The sequence below is a fragment of the Xanthomonas sp. NCPPB 1754 genome (assembly GCF_041475725.2).
In the GTDB taxonomy this organism is placed as follows: Bacteria; Pseudomonadota; Gammaproteobacteria; order Xanthomonadales; family Xanthomonadaceae; genus Xanthomonas; species Xanthomonas euvesicatoria.
On record NZ_CM192982.1, the window covers coordinates 119,155 to 143,490 of the forward strand.

A 24,336-nucleotide genomic window follows, 5' to 3' on the forward strand; every position below is an offset into this window, starting at 1 on the left:
GGCGAGACTGAAGGTTGCGCTGCTGCCTGTGCGTGCTCGCAGCGCGTTGCGCTCTGGTAGACAGCCTCCTGCGCGAGTCCGAGCAAGTCGGCGCAGAGCCAGGCACCGTCAGATCGGCATGCTAGCCTCTGCCACGCATTCACGGCATGGAGCGCGACGATGATGGTCTGCAAGCGAACGGTCGACTTGGCGGCGATGGCGGCCGGCCTGCTGGTCTGCAACGCCGCGTGGGCAAACCACGTGGACATGCGCATCGTGCGCGACTATCCGGCCGGCACTCCAGCCATTGCACAAATCCACGCGTGGTTGCAGCAGCAATCCAGGCTGGGGACGCAGCCCGGGCAAACGCCGCCGCCGGCCGATGCCGCAGCGCTGGGCGCGGTGCGCATCAGCACCGCCATCTTCGATCGTCCGTTGAATACGCGCGCCGATAACATCAGCAACGCCGCGCCGCTGCCCGCACGCGGCCAGACGCGCGACGAAATCACGATCGACGCCTGTACTGCCGGCCAACGCCATCGCTGGATCTATTCCTGGGAGCAGTCCGGTCGGAGTGCCGCATGGCAGCTGCGCTCTTACCGGCTACAGACGGCAACCGACTGCCAAGTGCCACCAGAGCAATCCATGGCCATCGGCACGGCAGCAGAGCACGGTGTGACGGTAACTGGTAAACCTTAGCGCGGTTGGCAGCGTCAGCTCGGTGAATGCACAAGCCTGGCAGTCGTGTCACCGCCCGCGTTCCTTGATTGAATCGACGTGCTTGCCGCGTGCGCTACACGCCTTGCTCTCCTCGCCGATGCTCAGTGTGTCAGTGCCTCACTGGCGAACCTGCGTTGCGACAGATGCCGCAAGCCGGCGGCCGGACGAAACGGCGCGGCATACGCCATTCTGCTGCAGTGCCATCGGCGTCAGGCCGATGACGCGCTGCAGCGTATTTTTCGCGGGAATGGCAGGGTCAATCCCGGTTCCACGATGACGCAGCGCAACAGCATCGCACATGACATTGCGCTAGCACTTGCGCGGGTATACACGTTCGCATCGGACCACTTGCCAGGAGATCACGATGAACGCGCAACCTGCCACCAAGCCGCTCAACACCGATCCGCAGTCGATCTTCAAACCGCGCTACGACAACTTCATCGGCGGCAAGTGGGTCGCACCGAAGGGTGGTCAGTATTTCGACAACACCACGCCGATCAACGGCAAGGTCTTTACCTCGATCGCGCGCTCCACCGCTCCGGATATCGAAGCGGCGCTGGATGCTGCGCACGCGGCCAAGGACGCGTGGGGCAAGACCTCCACCACCGAGCGCTCTAACGTATTGCTCAAGATCGCCGACCGCATCGAACAGAATCTCGAACTGCTCGCGTACGCCGAGACGTGGGACAACGGCAAGCCGGTGCGCGAAACGCTCAATGCCGACGTGCCATTGTGCGTGGACCACTTCCGCTATTTCGCCGGTGCCATCCGCGCGCAGGAAGGCGGTATTTCCGAGATCGACAGCGACACCATCGCGTATCACTTCCACGAACCGTTGGGCGTGGTGGGGCAGATCATTCCGTGGAATTTCCCGCTGCTGATGGCGTGCTGGAAACTCGCGCCGGCGCTTGCCGCCGGCAACTGCGTGGTGATGAAGCCGGCAGAGCAGACGCCGGCTTCGATTTTGGTGTTGATGGAACTCATCGGCGACCTGCTGCCGCCTGGCGTGTTGAACGTGGTCAACGGCTTCGGCCTGGAGGCCGGCAAGCCGCTGGCCAGCAACCCGCGCATCGCCAAGATTGCGTTCACCGGCGAAACCACCACCGGCCGGCTGATCATGCAGTACGCCAGCCAGAACCTGATTCCGGTGACGCTGGAGCTGGGTGGCAAATCGCCCAACATCTTCTTCGCCGATGTGATGGCCGAAGACGACGATTTTCTCGACAAGGCGGTGGAAGGCTTCGTGCTGTTCGCCTTCAATCAAGGCGAAGTGTGTACCTGCCCGTCGCGCGCGCTGATCCAGGAATCCATCTACGACAGCTTCATGGAAAAGGCGCTTGCGCGCGTGGCGGCGATCAAGCAGGGCAATCCGCTCGATCCCAACACCATGGTCGGTGCGCAGGCGTCCAGTGAGCAGCTGGAAAAAATTCTCTCCTACATCGATATCGGCAAGCAGGAAGGTGCGCAAGTGCTGATCGGCGGCGAGCGCAACACGCTCGAAGGCGACCTGGCCGAGGGCTTTTACGTCAAGCCCACGGTGTTCAAGGGGCACAACAAGATGCGCGTGTTCCAGGAGGAGATCTTCGGCCCGGTGGTCTCGGTCACTACCTTCAAGGACGAAGCCGACGCGCTGGCGATCGCCAACGACACGCTATACGGCCTGGGTGCCGGCCTCTGGAGTCGCGACGCTTCGCGCCTGTATCGGATGGGCCGCGCGATCCAGGCTGGCCGCGTGTGGACCAACTGCTATCACGCCTACCCGGCGCATGCTGCATTTGGCGGGTACAAGCAGTCGGGCATCGGCCGCGAAAATCACAAGATGATGCTCGACCACTATCAACAAACCAAGAACCTGTTGGTGAGCTATTCGCCGAAGGCGCTGGGGTTTTTCTAACGGCAGCTGCGTGGCTGATCGCCTCGATGTTTGCGCACACGAAGGCCAGCCGGGCTTGTTCTGTTGCACATCGATGCAAGGGCATGCACACGGTGTCCGCGTGCATGCACGCCCGCACACAGCGGCAGGGTATGGTGCTCGACAAGGCGGCCGGAGCGGCCGCGGGAGTTGGCCGATGCAAGACAGCACCACGCGCACTGAGCTGCCGGCGCAGGTAACGGCCACGCTGGCGGCACTGCAGCTGATCGACAAGCTGCGTGCCCAGCATGGCGATGTGTTGTTCCACCAATCCGGCGGCTGTTGCGATGGGTCTTCGCCAATGTGTTTTGCGGTCGGCGAATTCATCGTCGGCGACCGCGACGTCTTGCTGGGCGAGATTGGCGGCGCGCCGTTCTACATCAGCGCGCCGCAATTCGAATACTGGAAGCACACCCAGCTCATCATCGATGTGGTGCCGGGGCGCGGTGGCATGTTTTCGCTGGAAAATGGGGAGGGGGTGCGCTTCCTGGTGCGGTCGCGGCTGTTTGACGATGATGAATTCGCACGGTTGCAGCAGGCCGGCCGGGCGTAAGCGACGCGGTGAGATTTGCCCCGTGATCACGAATCGGCCTGGTGCAGGTTGGTTTGTGTTTCAACCCACGCAGTCAGCCAGAGACCCGCCAGGAACACCTCTTCAGTCATCGGTCCCCGTCGATGGCGCGCTTCCCGGCTTCTTGGCCGGCGTCTGGTCATCGGCAGGAATCAGGCGCCCGGGCGCATCGCCGGCGCCGCGGTCTTCATAGTGTTCGGCGTCGCGCTTGCCGTGTTGTTCGCCCGGCTGGGTGGGTTGGTCGCGTAACGGGTCGCGGGACATGGTGGACTCCTGACAGCAAGATGGGCGAGCAGTTCACCGCGCCTGCGGTGAAGGGCACGCAAATCGCGCAATGCAAGCGAATTTCTCACGCATGGCTCACGGCAGCGGCGTTACTGATGTCAGCCCCCATGCCGCACCGTGGAGCCGCCCATGCGCCCCCAGGATCGCCGTCCCGACCGTCGCCTGTTCAGTGCCCATGTCGAGCCCGCTCCGCCTAGGCGCGCGCCGCGCAAGTCACGCATGCCGGATACGGCTGGCGTGGCGCAGGATTTCCATTGCTACAGCCTGGCCGACTACCAGCGCCGCCGCCGGCGTGGCGGGCCCACCTGGCGCGATTTATCGCCGGCCTATGCGTTTGCGCGGATCACCCACGCTGCCGATTGGCCGCGCGGGGCCGATATCGATTGCGAGCAGGCCCTGGCTGCGCAGTGGGACAGCATGCGTGGAGCCTCGCGACTGGACTGGCTGCATGTGCGCGACATTGTCGAAGATGCCTGGCTGGCCCTGGACCACATTCCCGAAGCCGCAATTCATGGAGCAGCGCACTGATGGCCCGACCGATCTGGACCGGCACCCTTTCCTTCGGCTTGCTCAACGTGCCGGTGTCGTTGATGTCGGGCGAGCGCAAGGTGGATCTGCATTTCCGGATGCTGGATTCGCGCGACAAAAAACCGATCCGCTTCGAACGCGTCAATGCCGACACCGGCGATGAGGTGCCGTGGAAGGAGATCGTCAAGGCATTCGAATACGACAAGGGCAGCTACGTCATCGTCGAAGAACAGGATATCCGCTCTGCGGCGCCGGAAAGCCATGAAACGGTCGAGGTGGAAACCTTCGTCGATGCAGCCGACATCGACCCACGCTATTTCGAAAAGCCCTACATCCTGGTGCCGGGCAAGAAGGCCGAAAAGGGGTACGTGCTGTTGCGCGAAACCTTGCGCGACACCGGCAAGGTAGGCATTGCCAAGGTGGTGATCCGCACCCGCGAGTATCTGGCGGCGGTGATGCCGCAGGGCGATGCATTGATCCTGTTGTTGCTGCGTTATCAGCAGGAGGTGGTGGACCCGCAGGACTTCAAGCTGCCGGCCGGTGCGGTGGGCGAGTACCGCATCACGCCCAAGGAACAGGAGATGGCAAAGCAGCTGATCGAGTCGATGTCCGGCACCTGGCAGCCGGAGGATTACCAGGACGAATTCCGCGGCAAGCTGGAAAAGATCTTGCGCAAGCGCATCCAGGAAAAGGGCGGCACGACCACCGTGGACGTGGAACCCCCTCAGCACGAAGACGCCACCACCAACGTGGTGGACTTCATGTCGTTGCTGCAGAAGAGCCTGCAGGCCAATACGCGCACGCCAGCCAAGAAATCCAGCACGGCCGAAACGGCAAGCGCACCTGCAAAGAAAGCGGCGACCAAGAAAGCGGCGAAGAAAGCCGTCAGGAAGACCGCAGGCAAGGCGGCCAAGAAGACTGCCGCCAAGACGGCCGCGCCCAGGCGCAAGGCGGGGTAGGCGGGGGCGCAGCACGGACGGTACGGGCGGCATGCCCGCCTATCGGCGCGCGCTTCACGGCAAACGGTGAGGCACTTTCGGTCCGCTGCCTGGCGGGCCGCTCACAGCGCTCGATCACGCGCGACGGTCTTGCGGCGTCAAGGCGAGATCGCATCGGCCCGCTCGCGCGTCACCCGGCTCAACGCGTCGGCGCTGATCTCGGCGATGGAATGCGTGCCGGTCAGCGTCATCGCCACGCGCATTTCCTTTTCGATCAGGGTCAGCAGGTTTTCCACGCCGGCCTGCCCGGCGGCCGCCAGCGCGTAGACGAACGCGCGGCCCAGCAATACCGCATCGGCACCGAGCGCGAGCATGCGCACCACATCCAGCCCGCTGCGGATGCCCGAATCGGCCAGAATCTTCAGTTCGCCCTTTACCGCGTCGGCAATGGCCGGCAGCGCGCGTGCGCTGGACAGCACGCCGTCGAGCTGACGGCCGCCGTGGTTGGAGACCACGATGCCGTCGGCGCCGAAGCGCACCGCATCGCGCGCGTCCTCCGGGTCCAGGATGCCCTTGATCACCATCGGCCCGGTCCAGAATTCGCGGATCCATTCCAGGTCTTTCCAGGCAATGGACGGGTCGAAGTTGGCGCCCAGCCAGCCGATGTAATCCTGCAGGCCGGTGGGGCTGCCGCGGTAGGCGGAGATGTTGCCCAGATCGTGCGGCCTGCCGAGCAAGCCCACGTCCCACGCCCAGCGCGGATGCGTCACTGCCTGCAGCATGCGCCGCAGCGAGGCATTGGGCCCGCTCATGCCCGAGTGCGCATCGCGGTAGCGCGCGCCCGGCGTGGGCATGTCCACGGTGAACACCAGCGTGGTCACGCCCGCGGCCTTGGCCCGTTCCAGCGCATTGCGCATGAAGCCACGGTCCTTGAGCACATAGAGCTGGAACCACATCGGCCGTTCGATGGCCGGCGCCACTTCTTCGATCGGGCACACCGACACCGTGGACAGGGTGAAGGGAATGCCGCGCGCGGCCGCCGCACGCGCGGCCTGCACTTCGCCGCGGCGTGCATACATGCCGGTGAGGCCGACCGGCGCCAATGCCACCGGCATCGCCAGGGTTTCGCCGAACAGCTCGGTGCTCAGGCGCAGATCCGACATATTGCGCAGCACCCGCTGGCGCAGCGCTACATCGGCCAGGTCCGAGACATTGCGCCGCAAGGTGTGCTCGGCATACGCGCCGCCATCGATGTAATGGAACAGGAAGGGCGGCAGGCGTGCTTGCGCAGCGGCGCGGTAGTCGGAAGCGGCGGAAATGATCATCGAAGAGGGGACGGCAGCGGCGGGGAGCGGCCGAGTGTAAGACGATCCATCCAAGACGGCACGGCACCGGGGCAGCGAGTCGGCACTCTAGGTCTGGATGTGGCTCGACGCAGTGCCATGCCCGTTGCTGTGCGCCCGCCTAGGCGGGCGCAAAATGCCCGTGAAACCCTAGCGGTAGCGCGTACGGAAGCCATGCCTGGGCCACCGGCCCGGCATCGATATGTCGTGCGTCCAGCACCATCAGCCCGGTGCGGCCGCGGCGGGTGTCCAGCACGGTGCCGACCAACCAGCCATCGTCTGGGCGGTCGCTGCCGGGCCTGGGGACGAACACATGTTCCTCGGCCAGCACGTCCGGCCCGTAGCGATGCACCTGGCGGCGGTCGCGTTCCAGGTCATAGCCGGCCACGGCATTGAGGAACGGCGAGTTGTCGGGCCCATCGATGCATGGCGCATACAGGCGTGCGCCGGTGGTGGTCGGGGTGCGGCGGTCGTACAACGGCAATTCCAGATTATCCACCGGATGCGGCTGCCAGTGCGCGCGGCCGTTGCTCAGGTCCAGATGCAGGCTGCGCAGTTGCACCTGTGATGGTGCGGCCGCCGGGTCGCCGTGCATGGCCGCACGCATTGGCGAGCGCGCCTGCTCCGGATCGTCGTACACGATGGCGCGCACCACGATGCGGTCGCGATGCGCATAGGCGTCGGCAAAGTGGTATGCCACCGCAAAGTCGGCTTCAAACCAGCGTGGTTGGTCCAACGCATCCTTGGGCACCACCGCAATCCGCGATGGCGCTTCGGGCGTAAAGCGCAGTCTTTCGAAGAACGCGCCCTCGCCGTCCAGCCGGCGGTACGGCGCCATGACCAGAATCAAATGCCGATCTGTCATGGCAAAGCTGTGCATATAGCCGGGGGCGTCGGTGTGCAGCAGCTGCACGTGACGCAACGTGGCATCTGCGCCCAGGTGCCAGAGCACCACGCCGCTGGCGCCTGCCGCATTGATTGAGCCGAAGTTCCATGCGCTGCCGTCGCGGTCGATCAATGGGTGTGCGGAAAACGGCATCGCAGCCAGATCGTCGCGCCAGGTCACCGGGCCGAGCGTGTGCAACGCATCCGGATCCAGCTCAATCGCCGATCCCGCTTCCCATATCGCGAACAACCGGCCATTGAGCATCGCCACCGAGGTATTGGCGGTGTTGACGTCGTCGTTATTGCGGACCGGCTGCATGTCGGGCACGGAGGTGCCAGCGGCGCGATACAGAAAACGTCCGGCCTGCTGTTCCTGGGTGAATTTATGCGTCGCCACCATGGGCCCGACGTGCTGCACCTGGGTGCCGCCCAGCTGCCAGCGATGCACCATGCCATCGCCATCGAACCAGTGTTCGTAGCGGAACCCGGCGCGCTCGGTCCAGGCAGGGCCATTGCGATACAGGCTGCCTGCCAATCCTTCGGGAAGCTTGCCCTGCACTGCCGTGGTGGTCGGCCCGAAGGTGGGGCTGGTCACGCTGCGCCAGCCCAGCAGCCACGGTGTGCGCTGCAACTGTGTATGAAACGCTGCCGCTTCTGCGGCGTGTGCAGGCAGACTGCGTAACATCCAGCTGCCGAGCGCAGCGCTGCCGCCAGCGGCCAACAGGGATTGCAGAAAGCGACGACGGTGCATGGCAGCGCTCCTATCGCGTGCCGGTGTCAGCGCATTTGCACGCTGATGCGCTTCCCGCTGGCCGGCAGGTCGAAGACGATCTCGTCCAAGCCAGGCTTGCGCATGCCGGTGGGGTTGTTGCTGAAGCCATATCCTTCCACCGGCATGCCGATCAGGTTGGTGTCCAGCTTGCCGTTGGCGTTTTCGTCGTGATTGATCATCACGGCATAACGGCCGGGCGGAAGATTCTTGAACTGGATGTGCGGTGTGCTGCTGGTGATCGGCAGCGTCTGCGCCTGCACCGGCGGCTGTGCACTGTCCAGCTGTGCGGCCGAGGCGATCACCGCGATGCGCAGCTTGCCTTGTTGCGAACGCAAGCCGCTGACGTCCACGTTCAGGTCGGCGGCGTGCACGCCGGCGCTGCCGAGCAGCCATGCGAGCGCAACAACGGTATAGGGACGGGCGAGCATGCAACTCTCCTGGCAACGATAGGGATGCGACGCGGTGGGACCGATCGTACGCAGCGTATCCACCTTGCTGCGCTGGCGGCCGTCGCAGATCGGACCGTGAGGGGTCGCCCATACTTGCAGCAGCACGCCAGGTTGCATGTCGTGTGGGCCGAACCTGGGTGCAAGCAGACGAAGCACTGCCTGGCATCCATGCGCGACGCCGCTGCTGTCTGCGCCGTCACCACACCAGCGGCAGCAGGCGCCGGCTCTGCTTCGCATACGCCGGGTAAGCCACCGGGAAGGCGCGCTGCAACGCGGCCTCTTCGATGCGAATGCGGTACAGGAAGACCCAGGTCACCGGCACCACGATCGCCATCACCGACAACGCATTGCCCATGCCCAGCGCCAGCCCGTAAAACGCCAGCAGCGCGCCGGTGTACGACGGGTGCCGCAGCCAGCGATACGGGCCGCGACGCACCAACTGGTGATCGGGCTGGATGGTCACGTCCACCGTGAACCAGCGCGCCAGCACCTGGATGGCCCACACGCGCAACGCCAGCCCGCTGCCGATCAAGGCGCAGCCGGCCCACTGCAGCGGCCCCGCCCAACCCAGCGGCCAGTGCGCCAGGCCGCTGTAGGCCAGCATCACTGCAACGGCCACCGCCGCAGACAACACGCGCCACAGGTATTTCAGGGTGCCTTGATCGTGCGCGCCACCATCGCCGGCGCGGCGACGGCGGCTGAGCAGCAGCTCATAGCCACCCCAGACCAGATTGAGCGCGATGAACAGACTGGAAGCGGACATGGTGTGACTCCTTGGCAACGCGGTGAGTGGATGAGGCCAGTCTGCGCGCGCACTGCACCCATGCCAGGGGCCGCAGGTCATCGATCCCACCTGCCAGAAGTCACCTTCTGCCTGCGCACCATTGCCGAGCGCCTGCATGGCGGTCAGCATCGCCGCATGAACTCTTCCTTCCGCCACCTGTTGCACCCCCTGCGCCTGGCCGCTGCGTTCACCATTGCCGCGGTCGCGCTGTCGTTCATGCCCGATGCGTCTGCCTACGGTGCCTGGCGCTGGGGCGCGCTGGCCGGCTTTACCGCATTGTTCGTCGTGCACACCGTGTTGCCGCAAACGCATGCATTGCGCACGGTGGCCACCCTGCTGCAGGCGGCGTTGGCATTGCTGCTGGTCTGGATGGAGCCGCGTGCCGGCACCGCGCCGGTCCTGCTGGTGATGCTGGTGGCGCAGGCGGGCATGACCTGGCCGCCGTTGCGCGTGCTGCTGCTGGCGCTGGTGTTGAACGCGGGCATGTACGCGGTGCTAGTGCACGCCGGCTTCGATCGGGCCTTGTTGATCGTGAGCATCTATGCCGGCTTCCAGGCCTTTGCCGCACTCACCGCGCATTACGCCCGCAGTGCCGAGCGGGCGCGCGACACCTTGGCCTACGTCAACGCCGATCTGCTGGCCACCCGCGCGCTGCTGGCCGACAGTGCGCGCGATGCCGAGCGTTTGCGGCTGGCGCGCGAGTTGCACGATGTGGCCGGGCACAAGCTCACCGCCATGCGCATCAACCTGCGCCTGCTCAGCGCCGACCCGGCCCTGGCGCAGCGCGACGAGGTGGCGGTGGTGGAGCAGTTATCGGCCGAACTGCTGTCGGACATCCGCAACGTGGTGCAATCGCTGCGCGACGACCAGGGCCTGGACCTGCAGACCGCCTTGCGCGCGCTGGCCGCCCCGTTCCCGCGCCCGACGCTGCGCCTGCAGATCGATGCCGACGTGCGTGTCACCGATGCGCGCGTGGCCGAGCTGCTGCTGCGGCTGGTGCAGGAAGCGCTGACCAATGCCGTGCGGCATGCCGACGCCGATGAAGTGGCCGTGCACCTGCATTGCGAAGGCGCACAGTTGCACGTGGACATCTGCGACGATGGCCGCCGCGCCGAGCGCATCCGCGAAGGCAACGGCATTACCGGCATGCGCGAACGCCTGGCCGCATTGCACGGCCAGCTGGACCTTGGCCGCACACCCACGGGCGGCATGCACCTGATTGCGAGACTACCGGTATGAGTTCACGTCGTATTGCCCTGGCCGACGACCAGATCCTGGTGCGCGCCGGCCTGCGCGCGTTGTTGCAGCAGCAGGGCGTGGAGGTGGTGTGCGAGGCCGACGACGGCCAGGGCCTGCTGGATGCGCTGGCCATCCATACGGTGGACGTGGTGCTCAGCGACATCCGCATGCCCGGCCTGGACGGCATCCAGGCACTGGAGCAGCTGCGCGCCCGCGGCGACCGCACCCCCGTGCTGCTGCTCACCACCTTCGACGACAGCGACCTGCTGCTACGCGCCAGCGAGGCCGGCGCGCAGGGCTTCCTGCTCAAGGACGCCGCCCCGGAAGACCTGCGCGAGGCGATCGAGCGCGTTGCCGCAGGCGACACCCTGCTGCAGCCGGTCAGCACCGACCCGGTGCGCGCCCGCTACCAGTTCCGCGACCAGCAGGCCCCGCGGGAGACCTTCAACGAACGCGAGGTGGCGATCCTGCGCCTGCTGGCCGGCGGCTATTCGAACAAGGAAATCGCCCGCACCCTGTTCCTGGCCGAAGGCACGGTGAAGAACTACGTCTCCACCATCCTGGAAAAGCTGGGCACCCGCGACCGCACCCGGGCGGTGTTGAAGGCGATCACGTTGCGGGTGATTTGAGGGCGGGGAATCGGGAATGGGGAATGGGAATCGGGATTTGGGATTCGGAAAAGCGGGCAGGTGGGGACCGGATCGGAAAGCCCTAGAGCTAAAGAGAACCTAAGCCCCTCTCCCTCCGGGAGAGGGGTTGGGGTGAGGGTACGGCGGAAGACAGCCACCTCGGACAAGCTCAGCCGTGGCCTTAACTTGCAGTCGGCCTCACCGGCCGATCCCGCCTTGCATCCCAGAACAGTGCGCAGCCTTGCACCGTCATCCTGCAACTACGCGCCACCTTGTCCCGCGGTAGAAGGGCCGAAGTTCGCTTGCTACCCGACACGACGCAAGCCCCTCGCCCCCTCGGGAGAGGGGTTGGGGTGAGGGGACGGCCGATACCACTTGCTGCCGTTTCGCCCCGCCCACACGCTGTCCCTAGTGCCGAGCTCGTTCAGGCCTGCATTTCTATGTGACTGTTCCATAAGGGTTTATGGGCAACCGCCAGCGTCGGCCAGCAACCGTAAGGTTGCCGTCAGGTCTGGCGCGGGGCCGCGCATGAAGGGTGATCCGGCGGCCAGCGACGCCGCCCGGGGACGCGCCGCGCTCCGGTCTGCTGCGGAGTCCGTCATGCGCCTGGTCCGGTCGTGGTTCGTGTTGATCGTCGTGCTGTTCACCAGCGCCTGGGGGGCGTCGACCCAGGCCGAATTGCCGGTCAGTTGGCCCCGCGCAGCCCTGCCGATCCAAACGGTCGCCGAACGCGACATGCGGGTCGTCGTGGGATGCGCGTCGGCAGTGCAGGGAACTGCTGCCCATGCCTGTGATCGACTGATCAGGCGCTTCGATGGAGAAGGTTGCCGGCAAGGTCTGGCGAGTCGCCCACGCCAGGTCGGCCAAACCGATGACCCTGAATGCGCGGGCATCGGCACGGGCACGGCCGGCACGTGGTCGAGCCGTGGCCAGATCAAGCCGGCTTTCAGCAACGGAACCGAGCGCGACGAGCGTCTGCGCAGGTTGGCCGACATCTAGCCACGCTCCTAGGGTTACCTGGGATGCACCACGCCCGCAGCGGCGGCAAGGAGCAGGAGCCACGCAGTGCATGCGGCGCCAGATCGATGCCGCGGGCTGGCAGCAGCACGCCGTCATCCTGCAGGATCGGGCGACACGCGCTAGACGCGCAGCAACACGGTCGATGCGAAGGGACGTATAAAGACGCAAGGCCGCATGGAGCGGCCATGCTGGTGTGCAGCGTTGAGGAAGTGACACGATGGGCAGGTATCGGATTGGCTGCGCCGTTTTGGCTATCGCATGTTTGCTCATGGCCGCCACCGGCTGTGCAAAGCAGCCGAGGTTATCGTCGCGACTGATCGTGACCCTCGACGCGCCGATACTGGAACAAGGGGGCGCGGTCATCGTATCGGCGCGTCCGATTGCCGATCACCAGTGGCGCCTGCTTGAGGGCGCCAGGTCAACCAAAGCCGGGTACGAGAAAGAATTTCAAGTCACCGTTGCCTCGCCGGCATCGATCATCGAGCTGCATTACCCTGAAAGCGGAACCTATAGCTTCAAGCTGCAGCCGGCAGCACGTGCCAAAACACGTCCTCTCCAATCGCGTCGGGTGCTGATCGGCCAGGCCGACCTGAGGTAACCCCCCCACTTCTAGCGGTCGCCAGAAGTGGAGCTAAGCGGCCATCGCCAACTTCATGGCAGGCGTGATGCCGCCGAGCGCCATATTCGGGCGCTCGTGGTTGTACGTCCATAGCCAGCGGGTGGCTTTGTCCTGCACCTGGTCGATGGTGTCGAACAGGGTGCGGGCGAGCCAGGCGTAGCGGATGGTGCGGTTGTAGCGTTCAACGTAGGCGTTCTGCTGTGGCTTGCCCGGCTGGATGTGCTCGACCCGGATGCCAAGCCGCTGTGCCCAGGACAGCAACGCGCCACTGATGTATTCAGGGCCGTTGTCGCAGCGGATCACGGCGGGCTTGCCGCGCCACTCGATGATCTGCTCCAGCGATCGGATCACCCGGGCTGACGGCAGCGACAGATCCACCTCGATCCCCAGCCCCTCGCGATTGAAGTCGTCGAGCACATTGAACAGCCGGAAGCTGCGGCCGTCGGCCAACTGGTCGTGCATGAAGTCCATCGACCAGACCTGGTTGATGGCCTCCGGCACCGCCAGAGGCTCGGGCCGCTCACGCACCAGCCGCTTCTTCGGCTTGATCCGCAGGTTCAACTCCAGCTCGCGGTAGATCCGGTAGACCCGCTTGTGATTCCAGCCAAAGCCCTTCACGTTGCGCAGGTACAGGTAGCACAGGCCAAAGCCCCAGTCGCGATGGGCGGTCGTCAGGCGGACCAGCCAGTCGGCGATCCGGGCGTTCTGCTCGCTGGCCTTGGCCTGGTAGCGGAAGCAGGTCTGGCTCACCGCGAAGGTCTGGCAGGCGTGGCGGATGTTCGTGCGCCCGCTCGTGACTGCCGATTGGGCCATCTCGCGTCGCTGAGATGGCCTCACCATTTTTTTGCGAGCGCTTCCTTCAGCAGGTCGGTACTGAGCTGCGCCTCGGCGTACATCTTCTTGAGCCGGCGGTTCTCCTCCTCCAACTCCTTCATGCGTGCGACCATGGACACGTCCATGCCGCCGAACTTGCTACGCCACTTGTAGAACGTGGCCGAGCTGATGCCGTGCTCGCGGCACAGCTCCGGCACGGGCGCACCGGCCTGGGCCTGCTTGAGCACGGCGATGATCTGGCTGTCGGTAAAGCGGGACTTCTTCATGGAACCTCCTCGGGAAAGGGTACGAGAAAATTCCACTTCTGGCGTCTGCTAATGGGCGGGGGGATTACCCTGACGGATCCGCAGACAAAACGCCAAGTGCATTGGCCTTCGATGAGTGTTGTCCATGTCAGCGGCAGCACCTACCCGGAAGGGTGGGCGCGCACTCTAGCGTCCACGTTCGACGTGCCTTTCGAAAGCGATGCGCCAGACAACTATGTGATATCCAGTTTTCCTGCAGGTCGCGTGATTGCCCTGACGCCCAAGGCAATCGATACCTACGTTCGGGACACCAACTGAGCACCTGCATGCAGGCGCATCGCGCAGGAGGTCCGCGGCGGCCGGGTCTCTTATTGTGTGCAACTGAGCCATCGCTCGATCGCGCGGCGGCTCCCGTCCGGCGGCGAACCGTCGGACGGAGATGGACCCAAGGATCAGTGACGCCCGAATTCGGTCGGCGAAATTTCCGGATCGTTGCCGACCTGGGGGTCGCAGCTGAAATGCGTGCCGGTGTGGGTATCTTTCACCACCACGCTGAAAAAGATCAGTGTCCGGTCTTTATTGGCATTGACCACCTGCACCCAACTGCCGTCGGAGGCAATTTCCGCCGGGCCGATCTGCCCCGTCGAATCGGAATTCAGCAGGCTGATGATCTTGAAGCGGTGGGGCACCGATTTGCAGAACGCGTAGCGCAGGGTCACGCCCTGTTCGCCTTTGCCACAGATGAGCAGGTCCGGCGAGAAGCTGTAGAAGTAGGCGCCCCTGCCGGTATTGCCGCCGAACTCAACGTGCGCCACGGTCAGTGTGATGGGGATGATCTTGGGATCGGTCATGACGTTGGTGATTCCTTGAAGAGCGGGGCATAGAGGGAAACGAATCCCGGGTGGCGGTAGCCCGCTTGATACAGCCATCCGAGCTGTTGCGTCACGGCAGCGCGCCGACCCAGATGAATCTGTGCGCGAATCCAGGGGTCGAGCAAGGTCTTGTCGCGACTATTGCCGATATCGGCGCCGAGCACTGCCACGGCACGTTGCCAGGCGGCGCGTGCACCGACGTGATCGCCGCTGGCGTCCAGCTGTTCGCCATACCAGACCAATGCAGTCGCCAGCGCCGACACGCCGATCAGGTCGGCCGGTTTGGCCTGATGCAAGGCATCCAGCCGCGCCACGATCGCCGCCAGACTGGCCGTCTGACGGTCGCCGTGCAGTCCCTGCACCCGATTCAAGCGCAGTGCGATGATAGCGTCCAGCCATTCCCATTCCGGCAGCGGCTGGTGCGCCAGCACGCCTGCCAGCGTTTGCCGCGCCTGGGTGAGTTGGCGTGTGGCAGCAGCGGCGTGCCCGTCCAGCGCGGCCACCCAGCCGGCCTGCGCATAGGCATGCGCCAGATCGCGGCGCCAGGTGCGGTTGTCCGGCTGTTGCGCGACCAGTGGTTCCAGCATCCCCACGCTGGCTTGCGCGTCGGCTTGCGCCTGCGCCAGGTGACCGCGTGCCAGCGCCAGATTGGAGGTGCGCACCAACGAGGTGGCCATGCGCCGTCGCCAGGCGTTGGCATCGGGATCGTGCTGCACTAGCAGGCGCAGTGTTTCGATCTGTTCGCGATAGCCCTGTTCGGCCGGTGCCAGCAGGCCCTGGGTTTCCTGCGCCAGACTCAGCCAGGAAAGGCTGTCGACAAGCTCATAGCGCACGGACGCGTTGTCTGGGGTACGCGCCAATACTTGGCGTTTGAGCGCGATCGAGCGGGCGAACAAGCCGATCGCCGTGTTGGCCTGCCCTTCGCTACGCGCCAGCGTGCCAAGATTGTTGAGCGCGTACGACAACTCCAGTTGCCAGTGTGGATCATCCGGCGCGGTGCGCACCAACCATTCGCTGGCGGCCAGATACTGCGACCAATGGGTGCGCGCCAACGGAAACTGTTTGCTGCGATAGGCCATGTTGCCCAGCCAATACGCCGTCTGACCTATTTCCGCATGCGCCTCCACTGCGTCCGGCGCCTGGGTACGCGCCTGCTCGGCAGTGGACGCGGCACGCGTGAATGCGGCCTGCGCCTCTTCCAGCTTGCCCTGATTCATCAGCACTTCGCCGGTGGTACGCAGCGCACGTGCGTGGTTGATCAGATCACCGGTTGCCATGCCCGACTCGGGCAGATCCTCCAGATACCGCAGCGCACGGCTGCCGACGCTATCGAGCAGTTTGAGGTTGCCCACGGTGCGCAACTGCTCGGCCAGATCGCCCAGCATGTAGCCCACCAGTTGCTGCGCTTGATCGCGGCGTTGTTCGGCCACTTGCTGGGCCTGGCGCGCCTGCCAGCCGAGCAGCAGCGAGGCGCTGGCCAGCACCACCAGCAGTGCGGCGGCGGCGGCGTATACGCTGCGGCGCTGGCGTTGCGAGCGTTCGCAGGCGCGCAGGAAGGCATGATCCAGGGCGTCCAGATCCTGCGGCATGCGTCGCGCAGCCTCGCGTGCTTCGCTCAGCGGGCGGCCGCTGTTGAGCAAGTGATCGCTGCGCCGGCCTTCGGCGGCCCAGCGTTGTGCCGCCAGTTGCAGCCGCTTGCGCGCCTGCAGCAGGCGGCGGTTTTCATGGATCCACTCGGCCGCACGCGGCCACTGCCGCAACAAGGCTTCGTGCGCGACCGCAAAGCCCGGCTCGCCGGCCACCAGCTCGCTGACGAACAGGCGCGCATGCACGAACGCATCCACCAGCACGCGCGCTGCGCCACTCGCCGGCAATGCCGACCACAGCGCACGCCGCGCGGTGACGGCATCGCTGTCGGGGTGGATCACGCTCAGCAGCGTCAGCACTTCGCCCAACGCAGCCTGCGCATTGGAAGGCAATGCGCGAAACGTCTGCTCGGCATGATGCGCCAGCGCGCCTTCCAGGCCGCCCAGGGCGCGATACGCGGCAAATGTCAGCAAGCCGTCGTCGCTGCGCTGCGCATGCAGGGCATGCAGCAGATGTTGCAGCAACGGCAACGCATCGGGCTGGCGCGTGGTGGCATCGCGCAGCACATCATCCAGGCGGCCGGCGCCGCTGTGGTCTTCCTCGAAGCGCAGCCCGGCCATCGCTGCCGGCACGCGGATGATCTGGCCAATCTCGCCATCGCGTGGCGGCAGCAGATCCACGTGCCCATCGCCGCGTTTGAGCTCGACGATGTCCGGCAGCGCATCGATCAGGCGCGGATAAAAATCGCTGCGGGTGAGCATCAGCACGGCCACGTGCGCGCTGGCGCACAGCGCGTGCAAGGCGGCCGCCAGCGCAGCGCGATCGGCGGCCGTGATGCCGGGCGTGGCCACCATCGTTTCGGCATGGTCGATGACCAGCAGCAGATGGCGCCGGGTGTGCACGTTCTCGCGCGCCGGGCCGGCTTGGCGCATCGCCTCGTCGATGGCCGCATGCAGCGGCGCAGGTTGCTGCAGCCATTCGGGCAGGCGTGCCGTCTGCGCAGGCGACAACACCGCGCGCCCGCCCGGTGCCCACTCGCCCAGTGCGCGTGCGAGCGTATCCAGCACATCGCCGCCGCGGCATTGCGCCAGGTTGCAGTACGCCACCGCGGTGGCCTCCAGCCCATCCAGGCCGCCGGGCTGGCACAGCAACGGCACCACGCCGGCGCGCAGCAACGAGGTCTTGCCGCAGCCGCTGGCGCCGCTCACCAGCACCAGGCCACGCTGGCTGTGCAATTGCGCGCGCAACGCGCCCAGCACCTGCGCAATCGCATGGCTGCGGCCGAAGAACACGTCTGCATGTGCCGGGTCGAATGCCTGCAGCCCCATGTACGGGTTGCCGTGCCCCCACGCCTGCGGACCGATCACCGCACCGCGGTAATCGTCGGGAAACACCACCTTCGGCAGCAGCCGGTAGCCACGCTTGCGGATGGTTTCGATGAAGCGCGGCTGGCGGCTGTCGTCGCCGAGCTTGCGGCGCAGCTGGGCGATGGTCTTGTGCACCGGGTTATCGCCGTAGAAGCTGCCGTGCCACACCTCGATCAACAACTGTTCGGCGCTGATGACCTCGCCGGCGCGCTCGGCCAGCGCGATCAGCACTTCCATCATGCGCGGTTCCAGCGTGATGGTCCGGCCGTCGTCGATCAGCGTCAGCCGCTCCGGCTCGACCAGCAATGGCCCAAGACGGAACCGCGGAACGGAGCCCAGCTGCGTGACGCGCTCGCTTCGAAGAGACATCGCTCAAATAACCGGTCGCACAACTGGAAGGGGCCTCGACAATCGCCCTCAGGCGCGGCCAGGCACGGCACGGCAGGGCCGAAACGTAGCACAGCCCGCTGCCGGGTAAGTCGATTGCGGTCGCTGTTCGTTGCGGCGCGCGCGCAGGTGCTGGCGTCAGGCTGCCCCGCGGTGGGCCTCACGTGCTTCCATACAGCAGCGTGTGTTACGCATCAGGCTGTTTCGCGCGCGCCACACGCACTAAGATGCCGCCAGCATCTTGCTGACCAGGAGTCCACGTTGATCATCCATCCCAAAGTGCGCGGTTTCATCTGCACCACCACGCATCCGCTTGGTTGCGAGCGCAATGTGCTCGAGCAGATTGCCGCAACGCGTGCGCGTGGCGTACGCACTGACGGGCCCAAGAAAGTGCTGGTGATCGGCGCGTCCAGCGGCTACGGCCTGGCCTCGCGCATCACCGCTGCCTTCGGGTTCGGTGCAGACACGCTGGGCGTGTTCTTCGAAAAACCCGGCACCGCCAGCAAGGCCGGCACGGCCGGCTGGTACAACTCGGCCGCATTCGACAAGCATGCCAAGGCGGCCGGGCTGTATAGCAAGTCGATCAATGGCGATGCGTTTTCCGATGCCGCACGCGCGCAGGTGATCGAGCTGATCAAGACCGAGATGGGCGGCCAGGTCGACCTGGTGGTGTATTCGCTGGCCTCCCCGGTGCGCAAGCTGCCGGGCAGCGGCGAAGTGAAGCGCTCGGCGCTCAAGCCGATCGGGCAGACCTACACCGCCACCGCCATCGACACCAACAAGGACACCATCATCCAGGCCTCGATCGAGCCGGCCAGCGCGCAGGAGATCGAAGATACCGTCACCGTGATGGGCGGGCAGGATTGGGAATTGTGGATCGACGCGCTGGAAGGCGCCGGCGTGCTCGCCGATGGCGCGCGCAGCGTGGCCTTCAGCTATATCGGCACCGAAATCACCTGGCCGATCTACTGGCATGGCGCACTCGGCAAGGCCAAGGTCGATCTGGACCACACCGCGCAGCGCTTGAATGCACGCCTGGCCAAGCGCGGTGGCGGCGCCAATGTGGCGGTGCTCAAGTCGGTGGTCACCCAGGCCAGCGCGGCCATTCCGGTGATGCCGCTATACATCTCCATGGTCTACAAGATCATGAAAGAAAAGGGCTTGCACGAAGGCACCATCGAGCAGCTCGACCGCCTGTTCCGCGAGCGCCTGTACCGCGAAGACGGCCAGCCGGCGCAGGTGGACGACGCAAACCGCCTGCGCCTGGACGACTGGGAATTGCGCGACGACGTGCAGGACGCCTGCAAGGCGTTGTGGCCGCAGGTCACCACCGAGAACCTGTTCGAGCTTACCGACTACGCCGGCTACAAGCACGAGTTCCTCAAGCTGTTCGGCTTCGAGCGCACCGACGTGGATTACGACGCCGATGTGGAGACGGATGTGAAGTTCGATTGCATCGAGTTGGCTTGATTGCCGGGATTAGAGATTGGGGTTTAGCGATTGGCAAGAGCGGTGGATGGCTGCATCGCTGATCTTCGACGGACCCGAACGTTTTGCGGCAAGGACAACCGGCACGCGATGCTGGTTGCCTTTGCTGTGACGAATCCCCATTCCCTCATCCCAAATCTCCGCCCCCAATGGACAAACTCATTGCCCACCTCGTCCTGGCCTTTCTGGTCAGCGGCGTCTGCGCCGTGCTGTTGCGGTTTATCCGGATGCACGGCGCGCTCAAGGCACTGATCAATCTGCTGATCACCACGACCGTGGTTTGCTCCGTGGTGATGCAGGACGGCTCGGCACCGCCGTGGCAAAACGCGCTGGTGATTGCGTCGTTCTTCAGCATTCCGGCATCGGTCTGCGTGGTGTTGGTGAGTACCGCAATGGCATGGATCATCAACAAACGCCGCGCACGCAGACCGGCTTGAAACCCGTGAGCGCTGCAGACAATACCTAGCGAGCATCTGCCCACTGCCCGCAGACCACGCCTGCCGGCACGCAACGCGTGCTCGTCATTAGAGACCGCGTGTTGTGATTACCACCTTTAGAAAAAGCGCAGAAATCCAGCGCTCTTCCGATTCCCGATTCCCCAATCCCGATTCCCAGCCCTTCAGCGCTTCACATCAAACCGCGCATCGCCCACGCAGGCCTGCACATCGGCTACCGACAGCGGATTGAAATCGCCGGGAATCGAATGCTTCAGGCAACCGGCGGCCAGGCCGAAGCGCGCCGTGTCCTCCAACGACCAGCCTTCGATCAGGCCATGCAGCACGCCGGCCGCAAACGCATCGCCACCGCCGATGCGGTCGATGATGGGGGTGAGTTCCTCGCTGGGCGCACGCGCCACCGCGCCATCGCGCGGCACCAGCATCGCGCCCAGGCTGTGGTGGTCCACGTTGTGCGCCACGCGCTGCGTGCACGCCATCAACTGCAGCTGCGGGAAGGCAGCGAAGGCTTGCTGCGCGGCCGCTTCCACGCGCGCTTCCAGCGTGTCCTGCGCAAACTCGCCGCCCAGCACCACGCCGATGTCGCGGTAGTCGGCAAACACCACATCCGCGCAGGCAAACAGCTGATGCAGGATGCCGCGCGCATCGCCCTGCCAGCGTTGCCACAGCTTGGGCCGGTAGTTGCCGTCGAACGACACCTTGACCCCGGCCGCACGCGCGGCACGTGCCGCCGCCAGCGTGGCCTGTGCCACCTCCGCGCCCAATGCCGGGCTCACCCCCGACAGGTGCAGCCACTGCGCGCCTTCCAGCAGACGCGGCCAGTCGTAGGCGTCGGCCGGTGCCAGCGCAAAGGCCGAGTCGGCGCGGTCGTAGATCACTTCGCTGGGGCGATGGATCGCCCCGGTGGTCAAGAAATACAGGCCCATGCGGCCGTCCACGCGCCGCACATGGCGGGTATCCACATCGTGCCGGCGCAGTTCGCCCAGCACCGCGGCGCCCAACGGGTTGTCCGCCACCGTGCTGACCATCGCCACCTCGTGGCCGAAATGCGCCAGCGAAACGCCGACGTTGGCCTCCGCACCGCCGCAATGCACGTCCAGCCGAGGCTGCTGCAGCAGCAATTCATGACCAGGCGCCCCCAGGCGCAGCAACAACTCACCAAAACACAGGATACGGGCACGGCTCATGCGGCAATTACCTCGGCTGGGTGATGCGTGACGCGGTGGGGGCGCCGCCACGCATTTGGATGACCATCGGTGTCATTCTAGCTGGCACGAAATGCCGGCTGCTACGGCCATGATGCGACGTGAAGTGACCGCTTGCACCCGTTTTTCGCAAATTTGGTGGCGTTTTCTGCTGCGCTGCAAGATGTTACGGGACGATTCAGCTGGTAACGTCGTTTTGACCAGCGGTGTCATTGCCGCTCTCAACCCGCTATTTCACATTGTTCATGGACCCTTGGGAGGGGAGGACATGCAATTTCGGACCACCAGCCGGAAGACACCGGTTACCTTGCTTGCGCTGTCGATCGGCTTGGCGCTGAGCGGCCAGGCTGCCGCACAAGATGCTGCCCAATCGCCCGCCGAGCCCGCCGTTGACCTGGACACTGTCACGGTGACCGGTTACCGCGCCAGCGTCGAGAAGGCCCTGGACATCAAGCGCGGCGAAGCCGGCGTGGTCGATGCCATCGTGGCCGAGGACATCGGCAAGTTCCCCGACCTCAACCTGGCCGAGTCGCTGCAGCGCATTCCTGGCGTGGTGATCACCCGCGACGCTGGCGAAGGCCGCGCCATCACGGTGCGTGGCCTGGGCCCGGAATTCACCCGCGTGCGCATCAACGGCATGGAAGCGCTCACCACCGTGGGCGCCGGCGACCAGAGCGGCGGCACCAACCGCGGCCGTGGCTTCGACTTCAACGTCTTCGCCTCGGACCTGTTCTCGCAGCTGATCGCACGCAAGACGGCCTCGGCCGATGTGGAAGAGGGCTCGCTGGGGGCCACCGTCGACCTGCGCACCGCGCGCCCGTTCGACTACAGCGGCTTTACGTTTGCCGCCAGTGGCCAGGCGGCCTACAACGCCATGGCCGAGAAGGCCAACCCGCGTGTGGCGGCGTTGATCGCCAATACCTGGGCCGACAACACCTTCGGCGCGTTGCTGTCGGTGGCCTACACCGAGCGGCAGGTGCTGGAAGAAGGCTCCAACACCGGCCGCTGGGCCAACGGGACGAGCAACGGCAACTTCAGTGCGGCATCGCCATTTGCGGCCGCACGCTCGGCCGACGTGTACCACCCGCGCTTCCCGCGTTATGTGCAGATGGAACACGACCAGCAGCGTCTGGGCGTGACCGGCTCGTTGCAGTGGAAGCCCACCGACCGCACCACCATCTCGCTGGACGCGCTGTACTCCAAGATCGACGCCACGCGCGATGAGCATTACATCGAGGCCATCTCCTTCAGCCGCGGTCGCGACAGCGGCACGCCGCGCCGCGCCGACCGCGACGGCAAGCCGGCCACCATCGTGCGCAATGGCGAGATCCGCAACAACGCGCTGGTGTACGGCGAATTCGACAACGTCGATATCCGCTCGGAAAACCGCCACGACGAGTGGAACACCGAATTCAAGCAGGTCAGCCTGGATCTGGAGCACCGCTTCAGCGATGCCTTCTCCGTGTCCGGCCGTGTCGGTACCTCGCGCTCGGCGCACGAGAACCCGGTGCAGACCACCATCATCATGGACAAGTACGACGTCGACGGGTACAGCTACGACTATCGTGGCAACAACCGCGCGCCGGTGCTGAACTACGGCATCGACCCGACCAATCCTGCCGGGTGGGAACTGGCCGAAATCCGCCTGCGTCCGCAGACGGTGGACAACGATTTCGATACGGCGCAGATCGACTTCAACTGGAACATCAGCCCCGGCTTCCGCCTCAAGGGTGGCGTGCTGGCCAAGGACTACACCTTCAGCACGGTTGAGTTACGTCGCGCCAGCGAAGTGTCGGTGCCGACCTTTGCCAATGGCACCCGCATCGTGCCGACGGACCTGACCGAGCAGGCAGGCCTGAAGGGCATCAACGGCAGCCCGTCCAACTGGGTCGTTCCCAATCTGGATGCCGTGGCCAACCAGCTCGGCATCTACAGCAACACCGGCACCTACGCCGTGGCGCCGCGTGCCAACAACACCCGCAGCGTCGAAGAAAAGGACCGCGGCGTCTGGTTGATGGGCGAGTTCTCCACCGACCTGGGATCCATCCCGCTGTCGGGGAATTTCGGCGTGCGCTATGTGCGCACCGAGCAGGAGTCCACCGGCTATGCGTTGATCAACAACGCGCCGGCACTGACCACGGTGGGCCGCAAGTACAACAACACGCTGCCCTCGTTCAACCTGGTGGCCGAGCTCGCGCCCGACCTGCTGCTGCGTCTGGGCGCGGCCAAGGTGATGTCGCGTCCCGGTCTGGGCAGCCTCACGCCCGGTGTGACCGTGGCCGTGGCCGGTGGCGCACGCACCGTGTCCGGCGGCAACCCGGATCTGGATCCGATCGAAGCCACCAATGTCGATCTTGGCCTGGAGTGGTACTTCAACGAAGGCGCGATGCTGGGCGTCGGCGTGTTCTACAAGGACATTGAAAGCTTCATCCAGACCGCACGCGAAGTGCGCCCCTATTCCAGCAGTGGCCTGCCGGCCTCCTTGCTGGATGGCACCGGCGCCAGCATCAACGACGACTTCACCTTCAGCATTCCGTTGAATACACCCGGTGGCGAGTTGAAGGGCGTGGAAGCGAATTATGTCCAGCCATTTACGTTCCTGCCGGGCAAGTGGGCCAACCTGGGCGTGCAACTGAACTACACCTGGGTGGATTCGCAGATCCAGTACCTGTCCAGCACCGGCGCACCGGTGATGAAGAACGACCTGACCGGGCTGTCGCGCTCGTCGTGGAATGCGACCTTGTTCTACGAGGGCGAGTCCTTCGCTGGCCGCATCTCGGCCACCAATCGCGACGATTACCTGACCCAGGCCCCCGGCACGGAAGCGGGATTCAACGTGGATGGCGTGCACGGCATGACTGGCACCACCATGATCGACGCCTCGCTGCGCTACAAGATCAGCAAGCAGCTGGAGTTGAGCCTGGAGGGCATCAACCTCACCAACGAAGCGTCCGACGAATGGGTGTGGTCGCCGCAGACCGGCGAGTTGCCGCTGCAGTACACCGAAACCGGCCGCCAGTACTTGCTGGGCCTGCGCTACAAGTTCTAAGTGCAGCCAAGTCGCGCCAAGAGATCTCCGTCCGCTACGTACATCGCGTAGCGGGCGCGAGATCGACGGTGCAACGCATCTGTACGACGCACCGCTGGCCGCATACCGCTGCACGCAATGCAGTGGTGGATGGCAACCTGCCCGCGCCGCGCACAACGCACTGCCCTGGTCATC

General features: G+C 65.2%; 20 protein-coding genes and 2 pseudogenes. 13 read left to right on the plus strand and 9 right to left on the minus strand.

Going from position 1 to position 24,336, the window contains the following annotated elements; genetic code table 11:
- The first annotated feature begins 159 nt into the window (after positions 1-159).
- From ACCQ15_RS00510 to ACCQ15_RS00520, 3 genes are all read left to right on the plus strand, one after another.
- Positions 160-678, plus strand: coding sequence for a hypothetical protein (locus ACCQ15_RS00510; protein ID WP_372381086.1), 519 nt, complete (start codon positions 160-162; stop codon positions 676-678).
- 385 nt (positions 679-1,063) lie between these two features.
- Positions 1,064-2,593, plus strand: coding sequence for an aldehyde dehydrogenase (gene adh, locus ACCQ15_RS00515; protein WP_372381087.1), 1,530 nt, complete (start codon positions 1,064-1,066; stop codon positions 2,591-2,593).
- A gap of 175 nt (positions 2,594-2,768) precedes the next feature.
- Complete coding sequence (locus ACCQ15_RS00520) at positions 2,769-3,164, plus strand: DUF779 domain-containing protein (protein WP_011345853.1); 396 nt, start codon at positions 2,769-2,771, stop codon at positions 3,162-3,164.
- Positions 3,165-3,266: 102 nt separating this feature from the next.
- Here the strand turns inward: ACCQ15_RS00520 and ACCQ15_RS00525 are convergent, their stop codons facing one another.
- A complete protein-coding gene (locus tag ACCQ15_RS00525) occupies positions 3,267-3,446 on the minus strand; it encodes a hypothetical protein (protein WP_008573948.1) in 180 nt (59 codons plus the stop codon).
- A 150-nt stretch (positions 3,447-3,596) separates the two neighbouring features.
- Here ACCQ15_RS00525 and ACCQ15_RS00530 point away from each other — a divergent pair, with 150 nt between their 5' ends.
- Both ACCQ15_RS00530 and ku read left to right on the plus strand, forming a co-directional pair.
- Positions 3,597-3,995, plus strand: coding sequence for a hypothetical protein (locus ACCQ15_RS00530; RefSeq protein WP_345777396.1), 399 nt, complete (start codon positions 3,597-3,599; stop codon positions 3,993-3,995).
- Complete coding sequence (gene ku / locus ACCQ15_RS00535; RefSeq protein ID WP_372381088.1) at positions 3,995-4,954, plus strand: non-homologous end joining protein Ku; 960 nt, start codon at positions 3,995-3,997, stop codon at positions 4,952-4,954. Before ACCQ15_RS00530 ends, ku begins: the two co-directional genes overlap by 1 nt.
- Before the next feature lie 137 nt (positions 4,955-5,091).
- On the opposite strand, the gene lldD is transcribed toward ku, so the two are convergent.
- The 4 genes from lldD to ACCQ15_RS00555 all read right to left on the minus strand — a co-directional run bounded on the left by lldD (position 5,092) and on the right by ACCQ15_RS00555 (position 9,145).
- Positions 5,092-6,258, minus strand: coding sequence for an FMN-dependent L-lactate dehydrogenase LldD (gene lldD, locus ACCQ15_RS00540; protein WP_031420537.1), 1,167 nt, complete (start codon positions 6,256-6,258; stop codon positions 5,092-5,094).
- A gap of 139 nt (positions 6,259-6,397) precedes the next feature.
- On the minus strand, positions 6,398-7,912 hold the full coding sequence (locus ACCQ15_RS00545; RefSeq protein ID WP_372381089.1) for a carotenoid oxygenase family protein: 1,515 nt from the start codon (positions 7,910-7,912) through the stop codon (positions 6,398-6,400).
- 26 nt (positions 7,913-7,938) lie between these two features.
- Positions 7,939-8,361, minus strand: coding sequence for a DUF2141 domain-containing protein (locus ACCQ15_RS00550; RefSeq protein ID WP_218492792.1), 423 nt, complete (start codon positions 8,359-8,361; stop codon positions 7,939-7,941).
- A 217-nt stretch (positions 8,362-8,578) separates the two neighbouring features.
- On the minus strand, positions 8,579-9,145 hold the full coding sequence (locus ACCQ15_RS00555) for a methyltransferase family protein (protein ID WP_008573922.1): 567 nt from the start codon (positions 9,143-9,145) through the stop codon (positions 8,579-8,581).
- Positions 9,146-9,205: 60 nt separating this feature from the next.
- On the opposite strand from ACCQ15_RS00555, the gene ACCQ15_RS00560 reads away from it, so the two are divergent.
- The 4 genes and pseudogenes from ACCQ15_RS00560 to ACCQ15_RS00575 form a co-directional block, all read left to right on the plus strand.
- The gene (locus ACCQ15_RS00560) at positions 9,206-10,405 is read left to right on the plus strand and encodes a sensor histidine kinase (RefSeq protein ID WP_014088940.1); all 1,200 of its coding nucleotides are present in this window, start codon (positions 9,206-9,208) and stop codon (positions 10,403-10,405) included.
- A complete protein-coding gene (locus ACCQ15_RS00565; RefSeq protein ID WP_014088941.1) occupies positions 10,402-11,034 on the plus strand; it encodes a response regulator transcription factor in 633 nt (210 codons plus the stop codon). Before ACCQ15_RS00560 ends, ACCQ15_RS00565 begins: the two co-directional genes overlap by 4 nt.
- Positions 11,035-11,634: 600 nt before the next feature.
- Positions 11,635-12,033, plus strand: coding sequence for a hypothetical protein (locus tag ACCQ15_RS00570; protein WP_011345861.1), 399 nt, complete (start codon positions 11,635-11,637; stop codon positions 12,031-12,033).
- A gap of 289 nt (positions 12,034-12,322) precedes the next feature.
- A pseudogene (locus tag ACCQ15_RS00575) lies at positions 12,323-12,646 on the plus strand (hypothetical protein); the annotation flags it as partial.
- 39 nt (positions 12,647-12,685) lie between these two features.
- Here ACCQ15_RS00575 and ACCQ15_RS00580 read toward each other — a convergent pair.
- Positions 12,686-13,773 (minus strand): IS3-like element ISXac2 family transposase gene (locus ACCQ15_RS00580; protein ID WP_089504397.1). Its coding sequence is split into 2 segments (ribosomal slippage): positions 12,686-13,521 and positions 13,521-13,773, totalling 1,089 coding nucleotides; the frame shifts between segments, so codons are not numbered across the junction.
- A gap of 63 nt (positions 13,774-13,836) precedes the next feature.
- Between ACCQ15_RS00580 and ACCQ15_RS00585 the strand changes: the two are divergent.
- Positions 13,837-14,070, plus strand: a pseudogene (locus tag ACCQ15_RS00585) (hypothetical protein); the annotation flags it as partial.
- 134 nt (positions 14,071-14,204) lie between these two features.
- On the opposite strand, the gene ACCQ15_RS00590 reads toward ACCQ15_RS00585, so the two are convergent.
- Positions 14,205-14,603: a hypothetical protein gene (locus tag ACCQ15_RS00590; protein ID WP_011345863.1), complete on the minus strand. Its 399-nt coding sequence runs from the start codon at positions 14,601-14,603 to the stop codon at positions 14,205-14,207.
- Complete coding sequence (locus ACCQ15_RS00595) at positions 14,600-17,947, minus strand: nSTAND1 domain-containing NTPase (protein ID WP_372381090.1); 3,348 nt, start codon at positions 17,945-17,947, stop codon at positions 14,600-14,602. Before ACCQ15_RS00595 ends, ACCQ15_RS00590 begins: the two co-directional genes overlap by 4 nt.
- Before the next feature lie 279 nt (positions 17,948-18,226).
- On the opposite strand from ACCQ15_RS00595, the gene fabV reads away from it, so the two are divergent.
- Positions 18,227-19,435 carry an enoyl-ACP reductase FabV gene (gene fabV, locus ACCQ15_RS00600; RefSeq protein ID WP_057681988.1) on the plus strand — a complete coding sequence of 403 codons (1,209 nt, stop codon included), beginning with the start codon at positions 18,227-18,229 and terminating at the stop codon, positions 19,433-19,435.
- A 167-nt stretch (positions 19,436-19,602) separates the two neighbouring features.
- Complete coding sequence (locus ACCQ15_RS00605; protein WP_008573901.1) at positions 19,603-19,890, plus strand: hypothetical protein; 288 nt, start codon at positions 19,603-19,605, stop codon at positions 19,888-19,890.
- 182 nt (positions 19,891-20,072) lie between these two features.
- Here ACCQ15_RS00605 and ACCQ15_RS00610 read toward each other — a convergent pair whose 3' ends face one another.
- Entirely contained in the window at positions 20,073-21,095 is a 1,023-nt protein-coding gene (locus tag ACCQ15_RS00610; protein ID WP_065627734.1) for a sugar kinase, read from the minus strand.
- Positions 21,096-21,381: 286 nt separating this feature from the next.
- On the opposite strand from ACCQ15_RS00610, the gene ACCQ15_RS00615 reads away from it, so the two are divergent.
- Entirely contained in the window at positions 21,382-24,162 is a 2,781-nt protein-coding gene (locus ACCQ15_RS00615) for a TonB-dependent receptor (RefSeq protein WP_014088948.1), read from the plus strand.
- Positions 24,163-24,336 lie beyond the last annotated feature (174 nt).